The organism is Streptomyces sp. NPDC054047 (genome assembly GCF_055585065.1).
Genome location: NZ_JBVJKV010000017.1, coordinates 126,675 through 149,450 on the forward strand (window position 1 = coordinate 126,675; position 22,776 = coordinate 149,450).

At 70.7% G+C, this 22,776-nt stretch carries 25 protein-coding genes; 13 read left to right on the top strand and 12 right to left on the bottom strand.

Translation table 11 applies throughout. The annotated features are described in order from the left end of the window. Positions 1–45: 45 nt before the first annotated feature. From ACZ6ZP_RS40675 to ACZ6ZP_RS40685, 3 genes are all read right to left on the bottom strand, one after another. Entirely contained in the window at positions 46–1,050 is a 1,005-nt protein-coding gene (locus ACZ6ZP_RS40675; RefSeq protein WP_469410398.1) for a DMT family transporter, read from the bottom strand. A 203-nt stretch (positions 1,051–1,253) separates the two neighbouring features. Next, positions 1,254–1,646: a TOBE domain-containing protein gene (locus ACZ6ZP_RS40680; protein WP_351167973.1), complete on the bottom strand. Its 393-nt coding sequence runs from the start codon at positions 1,644–1,646 to the stop codon at positions 1,254–1,256. A 99-nt stretch (positions 1,647–1,745) separates the two neighbouring features. Next, positions 1,746–2,333 (bottom strand): dihydrofolate reductase family protein, encoded by a 588-nt coding sequence (locus ACZ6ZP_RS40685; RefSeq protein WP_361471060.1) that lies wholly within the window; start codon positions 2,331–2,333, stop codon positions 1,746–1,748. Between the two features lie 219 nt (positions 2,334–2,552). On the opposite strand from ACZ6ZP_RS40685, the gene ACZ6ZP_RS40690 reads away from it, so the two are divergent. After that, positions 2,553–2,969, top strand: a complete 417-nt coding sequence (locus ACZ6ZP_RS40690) for a TOBE domain-containing protein (RefSeq protein WP_399978266.1) — start codon at positions 2,553–2,555, stop codon at positions 2,967–2,969. Positions 2,970–3,063: 94 nt separating this feature from the next. Here the strand turns inward: ACZ6ZP_RS40690 and ACZ6ZP_RS40695 are convergent, their stop codons facing one another. Both ACZ6ZP_RS40695 and ACZ6ZP_RS40700 read right to left on the bottom strand, forming a co-directional pair. Then, a complete protein-coding gene (locus tag ACZ6ZP_RS40695) occupies positions 3,064–3,825 on the bottom strand; it encodes an NAD(P)-binding domain-containing protein (protein WP_469410399.1) in 762 nt (253 codons plus the stop codon). Between the two features lie 427 nt (positions 3,826–4,252). Next, the gene (locus ACZ6ZP_RS40700) at positions 4,253–4,465 is read right to left on the bottom strand and encodes a hypothetical protein (protein WP_351167965.1); all 213 of its coding nucleotides are present in this window, start codon (positions 4,463–4,465) and stop codon (positions 4,253–4,255) included. A 232-nt stretch (positions 4,466–4,697) separates the two neighbouring features. Here ACZ6ZP_RS40700 and ACZ6ZP_RS40705 point away from each other — a divergent pair, with 232 nt between their 5' ends. Next, positions 4,698–5,918: a hypothetical protein gene (locus ACZ6ZP_RS40705; protein ID WP_469410400.1), complete on the top strand. Its 1,221-nt coding sequence runs from the start codon at positions 4,698–4,700 to the stop codon at positions 5,916–5,918. 38 nt (positions 5,919–5,956) lie between these two features. Here ACZ6ZP_RS40705 and ACZ6ZP_RS40710 read toward each other — a convergent pair whose 3' ends face one another. Then, positions 5,957–6,568 carry a dihydrofolate reductase family protein gene (locus tag ACZ6ZP_RS40710; RefSeq protein WP_366463267.1) on the bottom strand — a complete coding sequence of 204 codons (612 nt, stop codon included), beginning with the start codon at positions 6,566–6,568 and terminating at the stop codon, positions 5,957–5,959. A 441-nt stretch (positions 6,569–7,009) separates the two neighbouring features. On the opposite strand from ACZ6ZP_RS40710, the gene ACZ6ZP_RS40715 reads away from it, so the two are divergent. Further along, on the top strand, positions 7,010–8,161 hold the full coding sequence (locus ACZ6ZP_RS40715) for a hypothetical protein (protein WP_351167959.1): 1,152 nt from the start codon (positions 7,010–7,012) through the stop codon (positions 8,159–8,161). 144 nt (positions 8,162–8,305) lie between these two features. Continuing rightward, positions 8,306–8,734, top strand: a complete 429-nt coding sequence (locus tag ACZ6ZP_RS40720) for a hypothetical protein (protein ID WP_469410401.1) — start codon at positions 8,306–8,308, stop codon at positions 8,732–8,734. Between the two features lie 280 nt (positions 8,735–9,014). On the opposite strand, the gene ACZ6ZP_RS40725 is transcribed toward ACZ6ZP_RS40720, so the two are convergent. Then, entirely contained in the window at positions 9,015–9,644 is a 630-nt protein-coding gene (locus tag ACZ6ZP_RS40725) for a TetR/AcrR family transcriptional regulator (protein WP_351167955.1), read from the bottom strand. 119 nt (positions 9,645–9,763) lie between these two features. Here ACZ6ZP_RS40725 and ACZ6ZP_RS40730 point away from each other — a divergent pair, with 119 nt between their 5' ends. Beyond that, the gene (locus tag ACZ6ZP_RS40730; protein WP_383826852.1) at positions 9,764–10,756 is read left to right on the top strand and encodes an aldo/keto reductase; all 993 of its coding nucleotides are present in this window, start codon (positions 9,764–9,766) and stop codon (positions 10,754–10,756) included. Positions 10,757–10,954: 198 nt separating this feature from the next. Then, positions 10,955–11,365, top strand: a complete 411-nt coding sequence (locus ACZ6ZP_RS40735) for a helix-turn-helix domain-containing protein (RefSeq protein ID WP_366463277.1) — start codon at positions 10,955–10,957, stop codon at positions 11,363–11,365. On the opposite strand, the gene ACZ6ZP_RS40740 is transcribed toward ACZ6ZP_RS40735, so the two are convergent. Then, complete coding sequence (locus ACZ6ZP_RS40740) at positions 11,295–12,302, bottom strand: helix-turn-helix transcriptional regulator (RefSeq protein ID WP_351167949.1); 1,008 nt, start codon at positions 12,300–12,302, stop codon at positions 11,295–11,297. The two genes, ACZ6ZP_RS40735 and ACZ6ZP_RS40740, sit on opposite strands and share 71 nt — an antisense overlap. A gap of 98 nt (positions 12,303–12,400) precedes the next feature. Between ACZ6ZP_RS40740 and ACZ6ZP_RS40745 the strand changes: the two genes are divergently transcribed. From ACZ6ZP_RS40745 to ACZ6ZP_RS40765, 5 genes are all read left to right on the top strand, one after another. After that, the gene (locus ACZ6ZP_RS40745; protein WP_469410402.1) at positions 12,401–13,000 is read left to right on the top strand and encodes a DinB family protein; all 600 of its coding nucleotides are present in this window, start codon (positions 12,401–12,403) and stop codon (positions 12,998–13,000) included. Positions 13,001–13,300: 300 nt separating this feature from the next. Next, a complete protein-coding gene (locus ACZ6ZP_RS40750) occupies positions 13,301–14,386 on the top strand; it encodes a winged helix DNA-binding domain-containing protein (protein ID WP_366463271.1) in 1,086 nt (361 codons plus the stop codon). Between the two features lie 61 nt (positions 14,387–14,447). Then, positions 14,448–15,191: a helix-turn-helix transcriptional regulator gene (locus tag ACZ6ZP_RS40755; protein WP_366463272.1), complete on the top strand. Its 744-nt coding sequence runs from the start codon at positions 14,448–14,450 to the stop codon at positions 15,189–15,191. Between the two features lie 32 nt (positions 15,192–15,223). After that, on the top strand, positions 15,224–15,709 hold the full coding sequence (locus ACZ6ZP_RS40760; RefSeq protein WP_366463273.1) for a DUF3291 domain-containing protein: 486 nt from the start codon (positions 15,224–15,226) through the stop codon (positions 15,707–15,709). Positions 15,710–16,068: 359 nt separating this feature from the next. Next, on the top strand, positions 16,069–16,857 hold the full coding sequence (locus ACZ6ZP_RS40765; protein ID WP_366463279.1) for an NAD-dependent epimerase/dehydratase family protein: 789 nt from the start codon (positions 16,069–16,071) through the stop codon (positions 16,855–16,857). Positions 16,858–16,867: 10 nt separating this feature from the next. Here ACZ6ZP_RS40765 and ACZ6ZP_RS40770 read toward each other — a convergent pair whose 3' ends face one another. Beyond that, on the bottom strand, positions 16,868–17,332 hold the full coding sequence (locus tag ACZ6ZP_RS40770; RefSeq protein ID WP_469410403.1) for an NUDIX hydrolase: 465 nt from the start codon (positions 17,330–17,332) through the stop codon (positions 16,868–16,870). A 231-nt stretch (positions 17,333–17,563) separates the two neighbouring features. On the opposite strand from ACZ6ZP_RS40770, the gene ACZ6ZP_RS40775 reads away from it, so the two are divergent. Together ACZ6ZP_RS40775 and ACZ6ZP_RS40780 are read left to right on the top strand one after the other, a co-directional pair. Beyond that, positions 17,564–17,971, top strand: coding sequence for a RidA family protein (locus tag ACZ6ZP_RS40775; RefSeq protein ID WP_366463274.1), 408 nt, complete (start codon positions 17,564–17,566; stop codon positions 17,969–17,971). A 123-nt stretch (positions 17,972–18,094) separates the two neighbouring features. Continuing rightward, complete coding sequence (locus ACZ6ZP_RS40780) at positions 18,095–18,697, top strand: hypothetical protein (protein WP_469410404.1); 603 nt, start codon at positions 18,095–18,097, stop codon at positions 18,695–18,697. 28 nt (positions 18,698–18,725) lie between these two features. On the opposite strand, the gene glgB is transcribed toward ACZ6ZP_RS40780, so the two are convergent. The 3 genes from glgB to ACZ6ZP_RS40795 all read right to left on the bottom strand — a co-directional run. Continuing rightward, on the bottom strand, positions 18,726–21,101 hold the full coding sequence (gene glgB, locus ACZ6ZP_RS40785; RefSeq protein ID WP_469410412.1) for a 1,4-alpha-glucan branching enzyme: 2,376 nt from the start codon (positions 21,099–21,101) through the stop codon (positions 18,726–18,728). Then, a complete protein-coding gene (locus ACZ6ZP_RS40790) occupies positions 21,050–22,396 on the bottom strand; it encodes a maltokinase N-terminal cap-like domain-containing protein (RefSeq protein WP_361471031.1) in 1,347 nt (448 codons plus the stop codon). The genes glgB and ACZ6ZP_RS40790 overlap by 52 nt, the downstream gene beginning before the upstream one ends. A gap of 14 nt (positions 22,397–22,410) precedes the next feature. After that, on the bottom strand, positions 22,411–22,776 hold a 366-nt coding region (locus ACZ6ZP_RS40795; RefSeq protein ID WP_383826821.1), incomplete at its 5' end, for an alpha-glucosidase C-terminal domain-containing protein.

Consider the following 22,776-nt stretch of genomic DNA (forward strand, 5'->3'; position numbering starts at 1 on the left):
CGCAGCACGGCCGACGTGGCATCAGGCGAGGCGGCTGCGCCGTCGCTAGACCGCGCCCGGGCCGTCCACTCGCTCCGAAACGGCGGCACGTGTCACGCCGCTCGAAGCGACGACGCGCCCCGTCCGCCCGCCCGAGAGCGCCGCGACCGCGACCGCCGCGAGGGCGAGCGCGACGCCTGCGACAGTGGCCGCCGTGACCTGTGTATCACCGTGCGGCAGCAGGAGGTCGAGGGCGAGCGACCCGACCAACTGACCGGTGATCGTGCACAGTCCGAGCAGCAGGACGCCGAGCTTCTGGACCGCGGCGACCGCGATGGTGATGAAGGAGATGCCGACCAGGCCACCGAGATAGACGTACGGCTCGGTCGGCAGGCGGGAGGGAAGCCCCACGGCCACGGCATGCACCAGGAAGATCACACTCAACGCGCCGGTACCGGCGACGAAGTTGAAGAACGTCCCCGCGTACGCGGACCCGGCGGCGTTCTTCACATGCCCGTTGACCGCCTGCTGCCAACTCACGCACACGCCCGCCACCAGCGGCAGCAACAGCATCAAGAACGGGAACCCGCCGCCCAGCTTGTCCGCCATCGACAGGCCCACGGCCGCGAGCACGAGCACCGCCCCGACGACCCTGCGCCGCGTGGGCCGCTGCGGTCCGGCAGGCCCGAGGCCCATCCGGTCGAAGAGCAGCCCGCCGGTGACCTGGCCCGCGACGATCGCGACCGTGAACAGCGCGACCCCCAGTGCCCCGACGGTCAGCCCCTGCGCGAGCAGGAAGGCCGCTCCGCCGAAGCCGCCCAGCACCTGCCACCACCTGAGCCGCCTCGCGCGTACGTCCGCGAGCACCAGGCCGACCCCGCGGCGCGGCTTGCGCAGCACCAGCAGGCCGACCGTCAACACCACGAACCCCGAGCCGAAGGAGATCACCGCGGCGGCGAATCCGTCGCCGCCGAGCCCGGCGGCGAGCTCGCCGGTGATACGCGCTTGCAGGGATATCAGGGTGCCGGAGAAGACGGCGAGAAGCAGCCAGGGAGCTGCGGCGGCGGGCATGCGCGTACGACCTCGAGGCGGGTATTGACGGTGGGGATGAAGAGGCCCCGGGGGCATCCGGGGAAAGACGGCCGGGCCCACCTTTCTAACCGATCGGCCCGCTGCCGGGCAGGTCGGGCCGGATGACGAGACGGCCGAGGCCCGCTTGCGGCGGGCACGGGCCATGGTCGACGGACGGACAGGGGGACGTCCCGTCCGCCGTGTCAGGCCCGGTCGATATGTACGTTCGTCGACTTCACCCGGGCGGTGGCCTCCATGCCGACCTCGAGGCCCAGCTCCTCCACGGCCTCCCGGGTGAGCAGCGAGACCAGGCGATGCGGCCCGGCCTGGATCTCCACCTGAGCCGCGACGTCGCCCAGCTTCACAGCGGTCACGATGCCCGGGAAGGCGTTCCGGACCGAGGTGTAGGAGGCGTCCTCCTCACCACCGTGCTGGGCGAGCTCGACGGAGAAGGCCGCCAGGTCCTTCCCGTCGACGAGGCGCCGGCCGCCCTCGTCGCGCTGGGTGGCCACGCGCCCGGCATCGGCCCACCGACGTGCGGTGTCCGGGCTGACGCCCAGCAGACGAGCCGCCTGCCCAATCGTGTAACGCTGCATGGCGCAAGGATAGGTGCAGCACACGAACCTGCCCCCGGCGCCTCGCTCCCACCTGACCGGGAAGCCCGTGCCCGACCAGGAGGCCCCTGCCCGACGGGCTCAGCGGCGGACCCGGTAGCGGATATGGGTGGCCTCCGGTGTGTCGATCACCTGGAGGACGTCCAACTCGATGTGCGAGGGCAGGACATCGAACAGGCGCCTGCCGCCGCCGAACAGCACCGGCACCTGATGGATCTGCACCTCGTCCAGGACCCCGGCCTCCAGCGCCCGCTGCGCCGTGTAGGCGCCATGCACCAGCACGTCCCGGCCGCCCGCCGCGGCCTTCGCCTGGGCCATCGCGCTCTCGATCCCGTCGTTCACGTACGTCACCAAGGGATAGGCGGCGACCAAGGGGCCGGGCGGCCGGTGACTGACCACGAAGATCGGCACACCCCGATCATGATGATCGCCTCCCCAGTGGTCGACCTGCTCCGCCGTCCGCCGTCCGACAAGGACCGCACCGGTCGAGCTCACCTCGGCCAGCAGTTTCCCGGCCACCCCGGCGGTCCGGAAGCCCTCACCGCCCGGGGCAAGGGCCCATGCGTGCAGCCGACCGAAGCCGTCGCCGCCGGGGTTGCCCGGTTCGTCGTTCGGCCCCGAGATGTACCCGTCGAGGGACATCGACATGTAGAGCACTGCGGCAGCCATGTGGACCTCCTGTGGTCTCCGTCCTGGCTGCTACCACTCTGCTGCAGACCGCCCGCGACGGCACCACTTTGCCCCGGGCGTCCAGGGCCATGCCTTCACCTTCGGATAGGCCGATCCGGTGGAGCGATGCCGGAACTCGATTCGGGGCATTAACGTGTGAACCGCCACAGACACGCACCCTGACAAACCATCAGCACATCTCCCGTGAGGCATTCCTTCATGAGCCTGAGCATCCGCAACCAGATCGCCGGAACCGTCACCTCCGTCACCCCGGGCGAGGTCATGGCGACCGTCAAGGTCCGTCTCGACGGCGGTCAGGACGTCACCGCCGCGATCACCCTGGAGGCCGTCAAGGAGCTCGGTCTCGCCGAGGGCTCCGCGGTCAGGGCCCTCGTGAAGTCCACCGAGGTCTCCCTGGCGACGGGCCCGGTCGCGGGCCTGTCCATTCGCAACCAGATCCCCGGCACCGTCACCGACGTCGCCACCGGCGCCGCCATGGCGTCCGTGAAGGTATCCGTACAGGGCGGTGTCCTGACCGCCGCCATCACCAAGGACGCCGTCACCGACCTGAAGCTGGCCTCCGGCTCCTCCGTCGTAGCCCTGATCAAGTCGACCGAGATCTCCCTCGCCGTCTGATCCCCACGCACCACGCGTGATCCCTATGCACCATGCGTCAGAGGGCGGCTTCGCGTGCGAGCCGCGAGCCGCGAGCCGCCCCCACCCAGGGCTGCTACAGATCGGCGAGAAGGCCGTCGAGGGCCTTGCCCAGGGCTTGAGAGTTGGCCGGGTCGAACCACGTGGTGCGGATACGTTCGTTGTTGCCGCGCGGGGTCTCGTGGTCGGCGGCGAGTTGGTGCAAGGAGCGGGTCTCGTCGCTCAGGGCGCGGCCCACGCCCTGGAACAGACCGCGGACGTAGCGGTCGGCGTCGTCGGAGTCGATGCCTTGGCCGACCGCCCACGAGGTGAGCGCGGCGAGATACGCGTAGTGGGTGGTCAGCGTTCCTGTCAGCGCGGAAAAGACATTGAAGGCCGCCTCGTCCGCCACCGGCTGCACACCACCCAGCGGTTCGAAGAGCGCGTCCGTCACCGGGTGGGAGGGAAACGTCACCGTGACGGACCGGCGCTCGCGTACGGAGGGCAGCGGGATGGCCCGCACCAACGCGGCGTCGGTGACCAGTATGCGGCGCAGGTCGTCGTTGGCGACGCCGGACATCACGTTGACCACGGTCTTGCCGTCGTCCACCCGCAGGCCGGCCAGTGCTTCATGCCGGTCCTGTCCGCGGACGGCGATGACCACCACTTCGGAGCGGTCGATCACTTCCTGGTTGTCGGTGCAGACCTGTACGCCCTCGTAGCGCGAGGACAACTCCGCGGCCGTACGGGCTCCCCGGGGGGAGAGGAATACCTCCGGCGATGGGTCGACCCCGTCGCACAGCCCCATCACCATGGCCCGGCCGATCTCGCCCACTCCGATGATGCCGATGCGTTTCACTGAGTCGTCCTCCAGAGTGCGTCGGGGCCGCGACCCGGTTTGGTCCGGGACCCGTGGTGTCGATGTCGAGTCTGTCTCAGCCGAGTCCATGCGGAGGGCACTTCGGTGTCTGGGGTACGGCCGCCACGGTCGGGCCGGTGGGCCGGAACGTCTGACGCCGGCTCGTACGGTCGATCAGTCCGGCCGCAGGTGACTACGCCGCTACAGTCCCGTCATGGGGTGGGCAAGGCGGGGCAGGAGAGTCAACAGGCCGCGGCCGTGCGGCTGGTGCGGGGAGCCGGTCGAGCAGGCGAGGCGGTGGCGCAGGCGCCGCTACTGCTCCCGGAGCCATCGCCGTAAGGGCAGTGCGTTGTCCTGGGCGTGGAACCTTTTCGACTCGCTGACAGGCTGACGCCCAGCGGGGGAGCGTAGGTGAACGGCGGCGCGGTCAAGCCGCTTCGTAGTGGTGTGCCCGCCCGCCCCGCCACTTCACCCACGCCGGGTCGTCGAGCAGCGTCTCCGCGTCCGGCAGTCCGGCCCGGCGCAGGAACTCGACCACGTCCGCGTCCGAGTGCGCGAGTCCGAGGATCTGCCCGCGCGCCGTCACCCTGCGCCCGCCCGTGGGCGAGAGCGGGTGCACGATTATGGGCGCGGTCTGCATGTATCCAGGGTGCTCCCTGCCGCGTACTCCAGCACTTCGGGCGCGGTGGCCAGCCCTTCTGGCGCCGAGATGCGCCGCGGTGAGAGACCAGACCCCCGTGGGCGGCCGCGGTGCGGTGGTGCCCCTCACCATCGGGGCACGCGCTGCAAGCGACCGGATAGGCTGCCCGCTCGCCGAGGTGCCACGAGGGGGAGCGATCATTCGCAGGGCTGCGGAAATCAGGCACGGGGCAGTGACGGCCGCCGTCGCCGTACTGGTCACGGTGTTCACGGCTGCGGGGTGCGGCACGGACTCCGAGCCGACCGGCTCCCGGGCCACGGGCTCCACCGGCAAGGAAGGCGCGGACGGCAAGGAGGGCCCGGCCAAGGGCTCTGCGGGCTCTCTCACTTGGGAGTTCGAGCACATCGCGGACTTCAGCGGAGAGCTCACCGATGTCGCCGTCCTGGCCCAGGACGACATCTGGGCGGTGGGGACCGAGAACAACGGCGCGTCCAACGCCCACCTGCTGCACTACGACGGTACGCGGTGGAAGCGCGAGCCTCTTCCCGAAGCTCTCGGAGCAGGCCTCTACCCGCCCTTGCTCGAAGAGGTCGGTGACAAAGCCCTGTGGCTGCGGCCGCAGACCTCCGAAGACGCCAACGCCAGGAACCGCTGGGCGCAGTGGGACGGCACCCGCTGGTCCGCGCTGCCGAGTCCCCCGCCTGGCAGCGTGGGGGAGCTGAACGCCTCGGGCCCCGACGACGTCTGGGCCCTGGACGGCGAGCAGAGCGCCCAGCACTGGGACGGCACCCGTTGGACCACCACCCGGCTGCCCCATACGGCCTCCGACCTCGCCGTGGTGGGACCGGACGACGTCTGGGCGGTCGGCAGCCGCTCGACCGGCCCCGGCACCGAACTGGGGGACAGCGGCGAGGGATACAGCCAGCCCGCCTCGATGCACTGGGACGGCACGTCCTGGAAGGCGGTGGACACTCTGCAGGCCCGCTTCGCGGAGCCCGTCCCGCCGGAGCCCAGCGCAGGCCTCGGCCAGGTCTTCGCGCTGGACAGCGGTGAAGTGCGCGCGTACGGCAGCAACTCCTTCAACCACGGCGAGGTCGAGAACGAACCCGCGGACGAGTTCATCCGGCTCCGCTGGGACGGCTCGAAGTGGGTGGAGCAGGAGGACGTGCCCGGCGGATGCGCCCTGCGGACCCCGATGGGCCAGGACGAGAGGGGCCTGTTCCTCGACGGGAACTGGTACGTGACCGACGACGGCCGGTGCGTGAAGATCAAGCGGCACCGACTGCCCCTGTCGACCGGTGCCCGCAAGGGCTCCGACCAGTCGCTGTGGCTGAAGGAGATCCACCGGGTGCCGGGCACCGACCAGTGGCTGGGCGCCGGACACGTCCAGGTCAACCAGTCCGGCGACCCCTTCGGCGCCCCCGTCGTCGTACGCCTCAAGCGCGGCGGCTGATTCCCCGGCCGGTCTTCGGCCGGGGGCAGCAGCCGTGCCTACGCGTCGGCCCCGTACGTCCCGTACTCCGGACGCCCCGTCGACTCGTAGACGTGAATCGCCAGCCCGCCCGGTGTCGTCTCGTTGCTCAGGAGCCGCAGCCCGGCGGGCGCACCGCCGTCGGGGAACAGGCGGCGGCCGCTGCCCACGATCACGGGGGCGATCGCGAGGCGCAGTTCGTCGACCAGCCCGGCGGCCAGCAGGGACTGGCCGAGCCGGCCGCTGCCGTGGATCTGCAGCTCGCGGCCGGTCCGGCGCTTCAGCTCGGCGACCTGGTCGGGGATGTCACCGGACAGGATCGTGGTCGGGTCCCACTCGGCCGTGGTCAGACTGTGGGAGGCCACGTACTTCGGCAGGCCGTTCAAGACGGCGGCGGCCGGGTGCTCGGTCATCTTCGGCCAGTCGCGCGCGAAGTTCAGGTACGTACGGCGGCCGAACAGGAACGCGTCCGCCCGGCCGAGCCAGGTGGCGGCCAGGCGTTCGAACTCCTCGTCCAGGTGCGGCACGAACCAGCCGCCCCGGGTGAATCCGTCGCTGGTGTCCTCGTCCGGCGCCCCCGGGCCTTGGTAGACGCCGTCCAGCGACAGGAACTCCTGTAGTACCAACCTCATCGCGCACCACTCTCCTGGCCAGGGGACGTGTTCGTCCCACCCTCTCTTCAGACAGCGTGTCGCACGAGGACTCATCGGTCCGCGCGCTGCCGATTTCGTGTTTCCCGCGTCCCAGGCGTGCCCGGCCGGCGCCATGGCAGGGCCGACGATGCGCTCCCAGCCCCCGCACCGCCCACACCGTTGCCCATCCCCACCGAGCTCGTTGGGCCCTGTGATCGCTAGGTGCTGCCCGGCACCGTCGACCAGGGTGGGCCGCTCCCACCGGCCGGACCAGGCAGCGATGCGGCCGTCCCTGTTTGACCGGTGATGGCTGGATCGGAGCGGCTTGATGCCTCTAGGTAGGGTCCGTCCGGCGTGGTGAAGCCGAAGGCGGGGTACCGCTTCCCTCGCCAGGTCCACGGGCCATACTGGTCGGGCCCCGACCACTCACAGAACGAATTCATGGCGAAGAAAAGCAGCTCCTCGACCACCGTCCCCGACACCGCGTGGCTGGGGCGCGGGCGCCACCTCGGGCCCGAGCCCGAGCAGGACGTCCGGCGCAACCTGATCGCCCTCAAGGCGGCCGGGGTGCTCGACGACTTCCTGGACCTCGACCCCGTCGAGGCGGCCCGCTCCACCGTCCTGCACCCGCGGGACGAGTCCGCCGACCCCGGCCCGTCGGCCCGCCGCCTCTTCGAGGCCCGCTGGCGCGTGGCCGACGACGTCACGGTGCGCGCACAGCTGACCCTGTACGACACCGAGGCCCGCCGGAAGGAAGGCGAGGGCGTCACCTGGGTGCTCGCCGCCGAGGCGGAGCAGGCGTGGGACGCCCGCTGGCCCTCACCCGCCCTCATGTTCTGGCCCGACAGCGACCGCGTCGCCTGGGACCACGACACGGTGCCGGGCGTGCGTCTGCGGACGACGAACTACCTGCCCAAGGACGACGACGAACTGCGCCACCTGCTGCGGGACTGCACCCGTCAGAGCTGGTACATCCACATCGTGGTGCACGAGGCGATGACGCCGGAGGCGATCGGGCAGCGGCCGCTCTCCGCGTTCCTGCCGCCCAGTCTGCGCCACCGGGTGATCGAACACCGGGGTACGCCGGAGCAGGCACAGATCGCCGACTTCGCGATGAAGCGGGAGCTGAGCGTGCGGATGCCGCGTGGCGGCGCCGTCGTCCTGCCCATGGTGCCGCAGAGCGCCGATTACGACGCGGACCGTTTCACGGTGCGCAGCGTCTTCCTGGACGGCTCGGAGCCGACCGAACTCCTCGACAGGATCAAGGAGTTCGCCACGCTGCCGCAACCGATGCCGGCCGAGGCCGAGCGGGCCCTGACCCAGCTGCGCCAGGGCTGGCATCTGCTCACGCCGGACGAGGAGCTGGCCCACGCCCAGGGCATGGTCACCAAGTACGCCGAGGCGCTCGAGGCCATGACCAACTCCCGGGACCTGTACCAGCAGGCGGCCGAGGCGGCGCAGGTCGCCCTGGCTGAAGTGACCGGCGGCGACGGTGTGCCGCGATCGGCCTCGCCGGGGCACGTCAAGGCGGACGGATCGCCGCTGAGCGCCCTCACGAAGGCGTTCGGCCGCTTCCGGGATCCCAACAAGTAAAGCGGCGCGGACGACGGACCCCGCCGCCCCTGCCCAGCGTCCCCCGCGGTGCTGGGCAGGGGCGCTCCACAACCATGGCGTGCTCTCGCGTGTCTTGTTGTCGAGCGCCGGCGGAGCCGGCCACGGGGGAACGGGGCGCGGTCCATGGACAAGTACAGGGTCAACCCGCGCGTCAGGCGGTTCTTCTGGCTCCCGCGTGATGCCGGACGCACCCAACCCACGCCCTACGGACGGCTGGTGGGGATCTGGCTGGCGGTGCTCGCCGTCGGCGCCGGGGTCACCGCGACCGGGTGGGACGATGAGTCCGGCGGCTCCCATCTCATGGCCCTGGTGGTCGTCGTGAACGCCGTCGACGACATCGCCGAAGAGGTGCGACACCGCTGGCCCGCCGCCCTGGCCTCCGTGGTCGTCCTGTTCGGCGCGAGCCGGCTCACCGGCGCCGTCCTGCCCGGCTCCCTCGACGCGGCGTGGGCGCAGACCCTGGCCGCCGCCGTCGGCGTCACCCTCGGGCTCGCGGTCGCCGCCGCGATCTCGCGGCTGCCGTACCCCAAGCGCCTGACGGAAGCCCGCTGAGGGCCGGTGGCGGCCGCTAAGTGGTCGGCTCTGGAAGTCCTTCGGGGGTTGACCTCGGGACGGGCGTGTCTGTCGAGTATCGCCGAGCTCCTGGCTGGCACAGCCGTTGACGAGGGCTGCTACCGCCATCCGTATGGCCACCGCCATCACCGACCGTCTGGCTGGCCGCGGGCTCGACGTCATCACTCCCGCGGCGGCGGACCGCGCGTTCGTCCACCAGGTCATCTTCGACGGACACACCCGGAGGTGTGCGTCAAACCCGACGGTTTGGGCGTTGGCCTCAGTCCGGGCGAGGGAACATGCGCTCGACGGCGGTCACCAGTGCGGCGCGGCGGGCGGTGATGGAGGGGTCCACGGCCTGCTCTGCGGCAGCGGCGGCGATCTCGGGCTGCCCTGCCCAGGTCATGGCGATCTGGTTGATCAGGGCAAGGATGTCGACCGGGTCCCAGACCGGGTCGAGCAGCCCGGTGCGCTGAGCGTCGCGAAGTTTGTCCAGCTTGCCGGCGATCGTGGCCTGGAGGCGGCTGGTGGTGTTGCCTGCGGACTCGGCTAGTTCCAGGCGGCCCCACGTGATCAGGCGGTAGTGGTCAGGGCGCGCCGCGAAGTGGTCGAAAAGGATGCCGGCGTAACCGGGCAGGTCGGCCGGATCCAGCTGCGTCGCCTCGACGAGTGCGGTCGTCTCGCGTTCGGCGACGTGCGCGTAAAGGGCTTCCTTGCTGCGGAAGTAGGCGTAGACACGTTCCTTGCTCGTCCTGGCCTGCTTGGCGATGCGGTCCACGCGGGCGCCGGCGATCCCGTGCCGGGCGAACTCCTCCTTGGCTGCGGCGACGATCCGCTGGCGCGTGGAGTCGGCGGACTCGCCCGCGGTGGTGGCGTCCGAGGTCTGGCCGGGGCTGGTGGAGCGTGACATGAGTCCAGGATAGGCGGCCGAACCGTTCGGTTTTGCGCAGCGCTCCGGACAGGCGTAGGTTCACACCGAACAGTTCGGTTTGGTCGGCCGACTGCCGACACGACACGAGGAGCGATCTCATGCAGCACCGCACCCTGGGACAGCGGGGACTGCGCGTCTCCGCGCTCGGACTGGGCGTGATGGGGATGTCCATGGCCTACGGCCCCTCGAACGACGAGGACGGCACCTCCACCATTCACCGCGCCCACGAACTCGGAGTCGACTTCTTCGACACTGCCGAGTTGTACGGCCAAGGCACCGGCAGCAACGAGACCCTGCTCGGCAACGCAGTCAAGAACTTTCGCGACGAGGTCGTCCTGGCCACCAAGTTCGGCTTCGACATGGCCAGCGAGACGCCGGGGAGCGGCGTCAACAGCCGCCCCGAGAACATCCGCAAGGTCGCCGAGAACAGCCTCCGCTACCTCCAGACCGACCGCATCGACCTCTTCTACCAGCACATCTCCGACCCCGACGTACCGGCCGAGGAGGTCGCCGGCACTGTCGGTGACCTGATCACCGAAGGCAAGGTGCAGTACTTCGGCCTGAGTAACGTAGGCCCCCAGTACATCCGCCGCGCCCACGCCGTCACCCAGGTCACAGCCCTTCAGTACGAGTACTCGATCTTCGAACGCGAGGTAGAGGACGAGATCCTGCCGATCCTGCGGGAGTTGGGGATCGGCCTGGTGCCGTACTCGCCGCTCGGCCGCGGCTTCCTCTCCGGTGTGGTCAAGACCGCCGCCGAGTATCCCGAGGACGACATGCGCCGCTGGGACGAGCGCTGGCAGGGCGAGAACTACGCCTACAACCTGAACGCCGCCGAGCAGCTCCGAAAGCTCGCCGCCACCAAGGGCACCACCCCCGCCCAGCTCGCCCTGGCCTGGCTGCTCGCCCAGGGCGAGGATGTCGTCCCGATCCCGGGCACCCGCAGCACCACACGTCTGGAGGAGAACGTCGGCGCCACCGACGTAGAACTCACCGAGGCCGACCTGGCCCGTATCCGGGAGGTCCTCCCCCAGGGCTCCGCAGGCAGCCGCTACCCGGCCTCGGTGATGTCCGGCTTCCGCACCGACTGACAGCCCGTACTCCAAGTTCGGCGGTCCCGGGCAAGAGGCGGCGAGCAGCGGCAGCGTGTCCTCCCGGGTGGAGGTATGACACAGATTGGCCTGCCTGTCTTGTCTGTTGCCCGGGCCCGTGCGATAGCCCCGACCCCCGTCGAGCGAGAGCGGCTGAAGAGGATGGCCTACGGTCAAAAGACCGAGCACCGGCTGCGTATGCGGGCTCAAGTGGTCCTGCACGCGGCGCGTGGGCGCTCCGACGCGCGCATCGTCCGTGAGACCGGATTACACCTGGACACCGTGCGGACCTGGCGAAACCGATTCGCTGCGCTGGGACTCACTGGGCTAGCCGACCGCAAGCGCTCCGGCCGTCCGCCCCGCTTCACCGCCTTGCAGGTCGCCCAGGCCAAGGCCCTGGCCCGTCGGCTTCCCTTCGAGGCCGACGCGCCACTGTCACATTGGTCGTGCCCGGAGCTGGCCCGCGAGGCCATGGCGCTAGACATCACCAGGTTCGTGTCGACCTCCACCGTGCGTCGCTGGCTCGCCCAGGACACCCTCAAGCCCTGGCGGCACCGCTCCTGGCGGCGTCGGCGTAGCGGCGGGCCAAGTGCGCGAAGGCGTCCTTGAGTTCACGGGGGCCGACGACCTCGATGTCGGCGTCGAACCTGCCGATGGCGGCGGCCAGACCGGGCCAGGACCACGAGCCCAGGACGAGGCGGCAGCGGTGGGGGCCGAGTGCCTCGACGAGCCCCTCGCGGGAGTAGCGGGACACGTCGGCCGCGGGCAGATCGAGGATCACCTCGCCGCGGCAGGGCCAGTCGCCCGTGCCGTCGAAGCCCTGGAACCGGCCGGCGACGAAGGCGGCCACCTCGCCCCCGGGCACCTCGCGCGGGGTGAAGCGCGGCCCCGTGGGGACACGCGGGGTGATCCGGTCCGCGCGGAAGGTGCGCCAGTCCTCGCGGTCGAGGTCCCACGCGACGAGATACCAGCGCCCGCCCCAGGTGACGAGGTGGTGGGGCTGTACCCGGCGCGGAGGGGGGTCGGCGTGGTCGTTGTCGCCGGTCTCCGGCGGGGACACCCGGGCGTAGTCGAAGCGCAGCACTTCGCGGGCGTGCACGGCGGCGCTGAGCGCCACGAGCACGTGACCGTCGACCTGCGGGTGGGGCCGGGCCGAAGGCCGCTCGACGGCGGTCACCTGAAGGGTGTCGATGCGGTGGCGCAGCCGGGCGGGCATCACCTGCCGCACGGTGGTCAGCGCACGCGCCGCGGCCTCCTCGATGCCCGCGCCGCTGCCGGTGGCGATCTGGAGCGCGACCGCCAGCGCGACGGCCTGCTCGTCGTCGAAGAGCAACGGGGGCAGTTCCGGGCCCGCATCCAGCCGGTAGCCCCCGTCGGGCCCCTTGATCGCGACGACGGGATATCCGAGCTCGCGCAGGCGGTCGACGTCACGGCGCACGGTGCGCGGGCTGATGTCAAGCCGCTCCGCCAGCAGCGCCCCCGGCCAGTCACGGCGCGCCTGGAGCAGGGAGAGCAGCGCGAGCAGGCGCCCTGAGGTCTTCGGCATGACTTCATGGTGCCGCAAGAAGCGGCCACAACCTGACCGCTTCTCTTGCGAGAGTCGGTGGTGCCCGACAACGAGAACGACCGAAAGGCTCCATCACCGTGACCACCACGCCCACGTCCAAGAACACCGCGACCACGCACGCCTCGCCTCTCGACGCCGAGCGCGCCGACCTGCTCACCGGGCTCGCGGCCGTGCGAACGGCCCTGACCAGCACCGTGCGCGGACTGAGCGACGAGCAGGCGGGCGGGCAGCCGACCGCCAGCGCCCTGTGCCTGGGCGGCCTCATCAAGCACGTGGCGTCCATCGAGGAAGGCTGGCTGCGCTTCGCCGTCGACGGCCCCTCGGCGCTGCGATACGACCTGCCCGACGGCGTCACCTGGGACGACCTCGCGGCCAGTACCGCCCGCGAATTCCCCCAGTGGGCGATCGACCACCAGAACGGCTTCCGGATGCTGCCCGGCGAAACGCTGGCCGGGATCGTCGCACGCTACGAGGAGGTCGCCGCCCGCAGTGAGGAGATCATCGCCTCCGTACCCGACCTCTCGGCGACGTACCCGCTGCCCGAGGCCCCCTGGCACGAGCCGGGAGCGGTACGCAGTGTGCGTGGGGTGCTGATGCACGTCATCGCCGAGACCGCCCAGCACGCAGGGCACGCGGACATCCTGCGCGAGACGCTCGACGGCCGGAAGGCGAGCTGAAGACGCATCGGGCGGCTGCTCGCATCGCCTGAGAACCACCACGACCCGCGACCGCCACCCGTCCGGCTCGGCACGAAACCGCAGGGAACGGCATCATCGTGAAATCGAAAGGAACGGCATCACCGTGAAGACATGCGAGCCAGGGCGGACAGGGGAGCAGGTCAGCGGCCCCGACCGCCTTGGCGCCATGAGGTTCGGACAGGCCGACGACACCGATCACGAGGTTCGCGGCCAGGTCTCGCACCGAGCACCGGACGTGCCGTACACACTGTCGGCCGTGCACCCTGCTGGAGGGCCCCGATGACCGTTCTCGACACCCGGGCGCTCAACCGCGCGACGCTCGCGCGGCAGCTGCTGCTCGCGCGTGCCGACGTACCGGTCCTCGATGCCGTCGCACACCTCGGGGGCCTGCAGGCGCAGGAACCGCAGGAGCCGTTCGTCGGCCTCTGGACGCGGCTGCGTGACTTCGACCCGGCGCAGCTCTCGGACCCCCTCGTCCAGCGGCGCGTGGTGCGCACCCACCTGATGCGCCGCACTGTCCACCTCGTCACCGCCGAGGACGCCCTGGCCTGGCGTGCCCGGCACGATGCCATGCTGCGCCAACGGGTCCTGGGGGTCTACCGCGGCGAGCTCGCCGGGGTCGACCTCGACGAACTCGCCGCAGCGGGGCGGGAGTTGATGGCCGACGGCCAACCGCGGTCGATGACCGAACTCGCGCGGGCGCTCGCCGAGCGCTGGCCGACGCCGGGGCCGCGGGCGCTGGGGGAGATGCTGATGGCCCTCGTCCCGGTGGTGCAGCTGCCGCCGCGCGGGCTGTGGCGGACGAAGGCGGGGGTGCGCAACGCCCCGCTGGCGTCCTGGCTGGGGCGCGAGGCGGCCCCCGCGTCCCCGGACGGCACCGATCCGGTGGGGCAGGCGCTGCTGCGGCGCTACCTGGCCGCGTTCGGCCCGGCGGCCTCGGCCGACCTGCGTGCCTGGTGCGGACTTGCCGGACTGCCGGCCGCCGTCGCCGCGCTGCGCGGGGAGCTGGTCACCTTCCGGGACGAGCGCGGCCGAGAGCTGCTCGACCTGTCCGACGCGCCGCGCCCGGACCCCGACACCCCCGCCCCCGTGCGGTTCTTGCCCGCGTTCGACAACGTGGTCCTCGGCTTCCAGGACCGCACCCGGATCATCGACGACGACCATCGCGGCCTGTCGGTCACCGGCGCGCGCTTCGTCCTGGTCGACGGCCGGGTCGCCGCGACCTGGACCGTGGAGGCAGGCACCGTGACGGTCACCCCGTTGGTCCGCCTCTCCCGCGCCGACCGCAGCGCGGTCACCGAGGAGGGGGCGGCGTTGGCGGCGTTCCTCTCCGACAAGGACAGCCACCGCGTACAGATCTCCTAGGCATCGCACTGATGGGCGCCGGCCTTCTATCTCCAACCTGTGTTGTTCCTAGAATGGCCAGGTGGAAGACATCGATGCGATCGCCGTGTTGCAGGATCCGGTGCGGCGCCGCCTGTACGAGTACGTGGCGGCGCAAGGCCGCGAGGTCGGCCGCAACGAGGCCGCAGAGGCGGCCGGGGTGGCGCGCACGCTGGCCGCGCACCACCTGGACAGGCTGGCGGAGGCCGGACTGCTGGAGAGCGGCAGCCGCCGCCTGACGGGCCGTTCGGGGCCGGGGGCAGGCCGTCCCGCCAAGGTGTACACACGCTCGCGGGCCGAGCGGTCGGTGTCGCTGCCGGCCCGCGACTACCGCACGGCCGCCGAGCTGCTCGCCGAGGCGGCCGAGCAGGCCGGTCTCGACACGGGGCTCTGTGCGGCCGCGCGCCGCCGAGGTGAGGAACTGCGAGGCTCCGCGGCCCCTTGCAGCGGCCTCGAAGACGCCATGGAGCTGCTGGCCGCCCGCGGCTACGAACCGCACCTGGAAGCCGCCGAAGCCATCGAAGCCGTCGAAGGTGCTGAAGTCGCCGCTGGGGGCCAGGACTTCGAGGGAACCCAGGAGGCGACCGAGACGGCCCCGCCCGTCGTCCGTATGCGCAACTGCCCCTTCCACGCCGTCGCAGAGCGCTTCCCGCCCCTTGTCTGCGGCATGAATCTCGCGCTGCTGGAAGGGCTGTTGGGCGCGGATGGTCCGGTCCGCGCTCGCATGGACGCCCGGCCGGGGGAGTGCTGCGTGGTGCTCGAGAATTCTAAAAACAATAATGATTGACATAGAAAAGCGGGCCGTGCTGGGATGAGGCCATGACCGCATCCGCGCCTGCCGCCCACCTCGCCGAACTCAACATCGCCACGCTCCGCCACCCACTCGACGACCCGCGCATAGCGCCGTTCGTCGAGCTGCTCGACCCGGTCAACGCCGCCGCCGACGGCGCGCCCGGCTTCGTCTGGCGGCTCGTGGAGGAGGGGGCGGCCGACGCCACCGCCCTGCGCCCGGCGGGCGAGGACGTCATCGTCAACCTGTCGGTGTGGGAGAGCCAGGAGGCCCTGTGGGACTTCGCCTACCGCAGCGGGCACCTGGAAGTGATGCGGCGGCGCCGCGAATGGTTCGAGCGGCACGTCCAGGCGCACATGGTGCTCTGGTGGGTCCCCGCCGGCCACCACCCGACGGTCGGCGAGGCCCTGGAGCGGCTGGCGGACCTGAACGCCCATGGACCGTCCCCGCGCGCGTTCACCTTCGCCTCGTCCTACACGGCAGCCGAGGCCGCCCCGCACCTTCAAGGCGTGTAGGACGGGAAGGCTCCGTCCCGTGACCATCTACCACCGTCAGCCGCGTGCGGTCCCATGACGCCAGGGTAACGTTGACGCTCTCCCGCCAGGACTCCCGCGTCCGGCTACGAGGCAGCCACCATGGGGCGCGAGGAATGGGGCATCCACGAGGGCTTCGAGGACTACGTCGTCGTGTTCATCGCCGCCGGGCGACAGGCGAAGCCTCGGCCCGCGCCATAAGCCGTGTCCCGTACGGCAGTTCACCGGGGAACCGCTCGCCCGGGCCCCCACCTGCCCGACGGTGGGAGGATCACATCGCGACTGCAGGTTGAACGAGGGACCGTCGAGGTGTGAGGGGGAGAGCCGTGGCTCTCGGTACGGTGGCCATCACTGGCGCGGCAGGCACCATCGGATCCGTGGCGCGTGAAGCGCTGCGGCGCGAAGCCAGCCGATTGGTGCTGCTCGACCGCGTTCCGATCCATCCGGTGGCCGACAACGAACAAGCTCACACCGTCGACCTGCGGGACGCGGCGGCCGTGGAGTCGGCGCTCGCGGGAGCCGATCGTGTGCTCCACCTGGGCGGCGTGCCGGACGAGGCTCCCCTTCCCGACCTGCTGGAAGCCAATGTGCTCGGCACCCACCACGTCCTGGAGGCCGCGCGGCGCACCGGTATCGAGCGGGTGGTGCTGGCCAGCAGCAACCGCCTGACCGGCTGCTACCCCACCGGACACGTCACCGGCCCGCAGGATCCCCCGCGCCCCGATGGCCTGTACGGGGTGAGCAAGGTGGCGCTCGAGGCTCTGGGGCAGCTGTACGCGGACAAGTTCGGCCTGTCGGTGATCTGCCTGCGCATCGGCAGCTTCGAGCAGGCGCCCACCGAGCCGCGTCACCTGGCGACGTGGCTGAGCCCCCGCGACGCCGTCGGCTACATCCGGGCCGCGCTGACCGCCCCGCCCGCCACGCGCTTCGCCGCCGTCTATGCCGTCTCCGCCAACACCCGGCGTTTCTGGGAGCTCCCGGCCAAGACGGAGCTCGACTACACACCCCTCGACGACGCCGAATCACATGCGGCACACATCCCGGGCGCCGACCTTCCGGTGGACGCCTCGGCACCACAAGGAGGCGTCTACGCTACGCCGGAGTTCACGCTGAAGCACCTGCGACCCTGACGGGTGCCGCCTACGGGATGGCGCCCGTCACCGTGGTGAATCGCGGATCGACGTGACCCAGCCAGGCGTCCTGAGCGTCGGCCAGCGGTTGCCGCAGCGGCAGCGGCAGGAACCGGCACGCGAACGTAAGACCGGCGTCGTCTCCGTCGCCGTGCACGCGGTGGTGCCAGGCATCGGCGGTGTCTGCCGGCGCCCGCAGCAGGAAGAACGTGGTGCGGCGCGGAGCTCCCGACTCGGGGTGCGGCTTGTCCTCCACCGCGATCTGCCGGACCACGGTGCCGGTGAGCAGACCTGTCTCCTCGGCGACCTCGCGCAGGACGGCTTCTTCCAGTCCTTCGCCCGTTCTGACCCCGCCCGCGGGAATCTGGGTGCCGGCATCGGGCATCCCGACGTGGTCGAACACCAGAACCTCGGGGACGGCGCGGTACCGGAGCACATAGGCAGCCACACGGATACGGGGTTGGGCTCGGGTCATCCCGACATCGTCAGTCATCGGCCCATGCGGCGTCACCGCAAAGCGTCTGCTTCCGTGGGCGCGAACCTCTGAACTCCTAGGTCACCATTCGGTTACCCAGTCACCGAAAAGTGCGTTCTTCCACGTCAACGGCCGCTCTCCTAGGGTTTCCCAGTAACCGCCGGAGACCACGAGTGCCTTGCTCCGGTGGAGGCGAGCCTCCTGGGCTCTCAGGACAAGGAGACGGACAGCATGGCCATCACCCTGGTGAATCCCGACGGATTGCCGAAGATCGATGCCTACCGGCAGGTGTCCGTCGCGACCGGGTCGAAGCTGGTGTTCATCGCCGGGCAGGTCGCCTGGGACGCCGAGGGAGCGACCGTCGGCGCAGGCGACCTCGCCGCTCAGGTCGAGCAGTGCTACCTCAACGTCGCCACCGCCCTTGCGGGGGCCGGAGGTTCCTTCGACGACGTGGCGAAGCTGACGGTGTACGTCGTGGACTGGACCCCGGACAAGATGCCTCTGTTCGCAGAGGGCGTCGCGCGGGCAGCCGCGAAGGTGGGAGTCACTCCGGTACCGCCGGGCACGCTGGTGGGCGTGGCGGCGCTGGACGTGCCCGAGCATCTGGTGGAGGTCGAAGCCACCGCGGTCATCGACTGAGCAAGGACGCGCCAGGGCTTGGCCAACGGTCTACTCTTCGTAACCCCTGCCTCGTACCGCGTTGCCGAGGCCGTCGAATCCGCCGAGCCGTCGCCCTGACGCGGCCAAGGAGAAGAGCTGTTGATGACATTCCGACACCACCTGGGCCAGATGGCGCTGCGCACCCTGGCGGAGTTTCCTGAGGAGTCGGTCCCCGAGATCTACGTCGTCACCTTCCATGTCGACAGCGTCGACCAGGACCCGAGATACCCGTACCTGGCGATCGGCTACAACACCGAGACCGAGGTGGCCCGGCTGCTCGCGGAGACGGGGGAGGCCGAGCCGTGGGAGGCCCGCTGGAACTACGCCTACTTCCCGCCGTCCGGCCTCGAAGGCATCCGCATCGTCGGCCACCACCCCGACCACGATCCGGTCGGCGCCGATCTGCACCGGCGAGAGGCGATCGCCCAAGGCCTTTGGTACGAGGACGAGGACGACCTCTCCGAGGAGGAGCAGGACGAGCGCGACGAACAGCTCGCCGAACAGTTCGACGAGCTCTGCGTGGGGCTGGCGCGCCAACTCCACGCGGACGGTCAGCTCGTCGGCGTTCTCGGGCGGCCCCTGCCGGTGATCCTCTACAACATGTTCGACCCCGACAAGATGTTCGCGCTGACCCGGGCCGCCAACCCGCCCGAACTGGTCACCGAGTTCCTGGGCGAGGACCCGGAGGCGCAGCAGCAGGCCTGACGAGCGTGGGGCGCCGTGCGCGGTCGCGTCACGGTGACGGGGAGCCGATCGGCCTCAGCCAGAGGGCTGCCAAGGGGGGAAGGGTCACGGTGAGGGATGAGGCGAAGCCGTGGCCGGGTTGGGGCTCCTGCCGCAGGGGGCCATCGTTCTCGACTCCGCTGCCGCCGTAGCGCAGCGCGTCGGTGTTGAGGACTTCTTCCCATGCTTCGCCCGCCTCAGGGGGTACACCGAGCCGGTAGCCGTGGCGGACCACCGGACCGAAGTTGAAGACGGCCAGCAGAGGGGTGCCGTCGGAGGCGTGGCGGAGGAAGGCGAAGACATTGTCCTCGGCGGCGTCGGCGGCGATCCAGGTGAAGCCGGACGGGGAGGTGTCCTGCTCCCACAGGGCGGGCGTCGCGACGTAGTGCTGGTTCAGATCGGCCACGAGATGCTGGATGGCCCGGTGCTCCAGGTGGGCCGGGTGGTTCTCTTCGAGCACCCACCACTGCGGCCCCTCCTGCTCCGACCACTCGGCGCCCTGCGCGAACTCCTGCCCCATGAACAGGAGTTGCTTGCCCGGGTGTGCCCACATGTAGGCCAGATAGGCGCGGTGATCGGCCCGCTGCTGCCACCAGTCACCCGGCATCTTGTCGACCAACGCCCGTTTCCCGTGCACCACTTCGTCGTGGGACAGCGGCAGGACGTAGTTCTCGCTGTAGGCGTACACCATCGAGAACGTCATCTCGTCGTGGTGGTACTTGCGGTGCACGGGCTCGTGGGCGATGTAGGCCAGGGAGTCGTGGGACCAGCCCATGTTCCACTTGAACCCGAAACCGAGGCCGCCGAGCCCGGCCGCCGCGGGTTCGTCCGTGGGGCGGGTGACACCGTCCCACGCGGTGGACTCCTCCGCGATGGTGATCACGCCCGGACAGCGGCGGTAGACCGTCGCGTTCATCTCCTGGAGGAAGGCCACCGCGTCCAGGTTCTCCCGCCCCCCGTCGGCGTTGGGCGACCAGGCCCCCTCCTCGCGGGAGTAGTCGAGGTAGAGCATGGAGGCGACGGCGTCGACACGGAGCCCGTCGATGTGGAACTCCTGGCACCAGTACGTGGCGTTGGCGACGAGGAAGTTGCGGACCTCCTTGCGGCCGTAGTCGAAGACGAGGGTGCCCCAGTCGGGGTGTTCTGCCTGCCGCGGATCCTGCGGTTCGTACAGGGGCCGGCCGTCGAACGCGGCCAGCGCCCAGTCGTCGCGAGGGAAATGGCCGGGTACCCAGTCCAGGAGGACGCCGATGCCGGCCTGGTGCAGGGTGTCGATCAGGAACTTGAGGTCGTCGGGCGTGCCGAAGCGGGCCGTGGGTGCGTAGAAGCCGGTGACCTGGTAGCCCCAGGAACCGCCGAAGGGGTGCTCGGCGACAGGCATCAGCTCGACGTGCGTGAACCCCAACTCCCGTACGTAGGCGGTCAGATCGTTTGCCAGGTCGCGGTAGGTGGATCCCGGTTTCCATGAGCCGAGGTGAACCTCGTACACGGACAGGGGAGCCGCGTGGGCCGGGCGGTCGGCCCGGTGCTCCATCCATGAGGCATCGCCCCACACGTAGTGGCTGCGCGTGACGACGGAGGCCGTCGCGGGCGGGGTCTGCGTGTGGCGTGCCATCGGGTCAGCGCGTTGCGTACGGGACCCGTCGCCTCGCGTGATCTCGAACTTGTACATCGCCCCTTCGCCCAGGCCCGGCACGAAGAGCTCCCACACGCCCGATGACCCCAGCGACCGCATGGGCAGGGCGGTGCCGTCCCAGTGGCAGAAGTCCCCGCAGACGCGCACGCCGACCGCGTTCGGCGCCCACACGGCGAATCGGGTGCCCTGAACCCCTTGGTGCGCTCCTACATGGGCGCCGAGCGCCGTCCAGAGTTCCTCGTGGCGGCCTTCGGAGATGAGGTGCAGATCCAGTTCGCCCAGGGTGGGCAGGAACCGGTAGGGGTCGTCGACCTCCACGACGGCCTCGGGGTAGTGCACCCGCAGGGTGTAGGGCATGGGGGCCGGGGCCGGAATGCCGCCCGCGAACAGGCCGTCGCCTTCGTCGTGCAGCTCCCAGGCGAGGCCGTCCAGGACGACGGACACCGCCTGCGCGCCGGGGCGCAGGCAGCGCAGGCGTACTCCGTGGGGCATGGGATGCGCACCGAGGACGGCGTGCGGGTCGTGCAGCGCGCCGCGCAGCAGCCGGTCCCGATCGGCGGCGTGCAGTGGGGGCACCGCGCACGCACCGCGGACGGCTGCGGCCGCCGTGGTGGCTGCGGCGGATGGGGACACGTCGGTGACGGCCATGTGCGCTGCTCCTCGAACCGGACGGGCGGGGCGGACGGGTGGATGGGCGGTCAGTGGTGACGGGAGAGGCGTGCGACGGCCCGCAGCGGGACGGTGATCCAGTCGGGGCGGTGCGTCGCCTCGTAGAGGACTTCGTAGATCGCCCGGTCCGCCTCGTGCGCGTGCAGCAGCAGCGGAATGTCCTGCGGATCGAAGGGGCCTGTCGTGCTGTATCCGGCGCAGAAGGCGGTGCGGCAACGCTCGGCCCACTCCGGCCGCGCCGCCTTCTCGACATGGGCGGCGTAGTCGAAGGAGCGCAGCATGCCGGCGATGTCATGGACCGGGGAGCGATCGGCGCGCCGTTCCGCCAGGGGTTTGGCGGGCTCTCCCTCGAAGTCGACGACATGCCACTGGCCGTCGGCTTGCAGCACCTGCCCCAGATGGAGATCGCCGTGGATGCGCTGGAGGCGCAGGGCGCCGTCCGCCGTGGCGAGCCTGATGAAGACCTCCCGCAGGCCTGCCACGTGCGAGCGCAGGGCCGGCACGGTGGCCGCCGCGTCCAGCAACCGGTGTGTCATCGCGTCGGCCAGGTGTGTGTGGTGGTCCGCGGGCGGATCGCCCACCGGAAACGATTCGGCGAGCGCCACATGCAACTCGCCCGTCGCCCGGCCCAGTTCCCGCGCCTGATCGGAGAAGTCGCCTTGTACGAGCGCCGAATCCAGGGCCAGGGTCCAGCCGTCCGTCGCTCCGGAGAGGAAGCGCTGCACGACGCCCAACGTGCCCCAGAACGGCTGGGAGGTGTGGAACCAGGCCACGGGTGTCGGCACGCGGCTGTACCCGTGCCGGGCCAGCACCCCCGGAATCTCCAGGTCGGGGTTGATGCCGGGCTGCACGCGCCGGAACAGCTTCAGGATGATCTCGTCGCCGTACACGATGGACGTGTTCGACTGCTCGGCCTCCAGGACGCGCGGCATGAGCCCGGCGGGAACCGCCGAGCGGGGGAAGGACTCGAAGCGCAGCGTCCCCATGACGCCGCCCCGGCGTATCCGGTCGAGGAGCAGGATCGTCGCCCGCGAGTCGTGCACCGCGTCGTAGACAAAGAGGTCCCGGCCGTCCGAGCCTTCCATCCGGCCCAGGAGACAGCCCTGCAGGCGCGGCGGCAGATCGGTGACGGCACCCAGCAGCAGTTGATAGCAGGCGGTGTCCTGGGGGAGCCCGGCCTGTTCGACCCGTACCAGCAGGTGGAAGCAGTCGGGGGCCAGCTCGGTGGCGGCCGCCACCGAGACGCCGGTGACGGCCCGCTCCTGGTGGGCGAACCAGCGCTGCCGCGGCAGCCAGCGGCTGAGCAGGGCCGCCAGCGTCGGGCTTGCGATGGGGTGGGGCTTGATGTCGTACGACAGCAACAGAGGCGAAGACATGACGTCACGTCCGATCACGTTGAAGAACGCACGGTCCGAGGCGCTCTTGCGCAGAGCCGGAACCAGTAGGAGCCGTGTCCGGCGAGAGTGAGGAGATAGGGCAGCTCGCCGATGGCCGGGAAGCGCACCCCGCCGACGAGTTCGACGGGGTGCCTGCCGTTGAAGGCCTGGAGGTCGAGTTCGGTGGGCTGCGCGAAGCGCGAGAAGTTGTGCACGCACAGGACCAGGTCGTCCTTGTACTCCCGCAGAAAGGCGAGAACGGCGGGATTGGAGGAGACGAGCTCGGTGTACGAGCCGAGTCCGAAGGCGGGGTTCTGTTTGCGGATCTCGATCATGCGGCGGGTCCAGTGCAGCAGCGAGGACGGCGAGGACATGGAGGC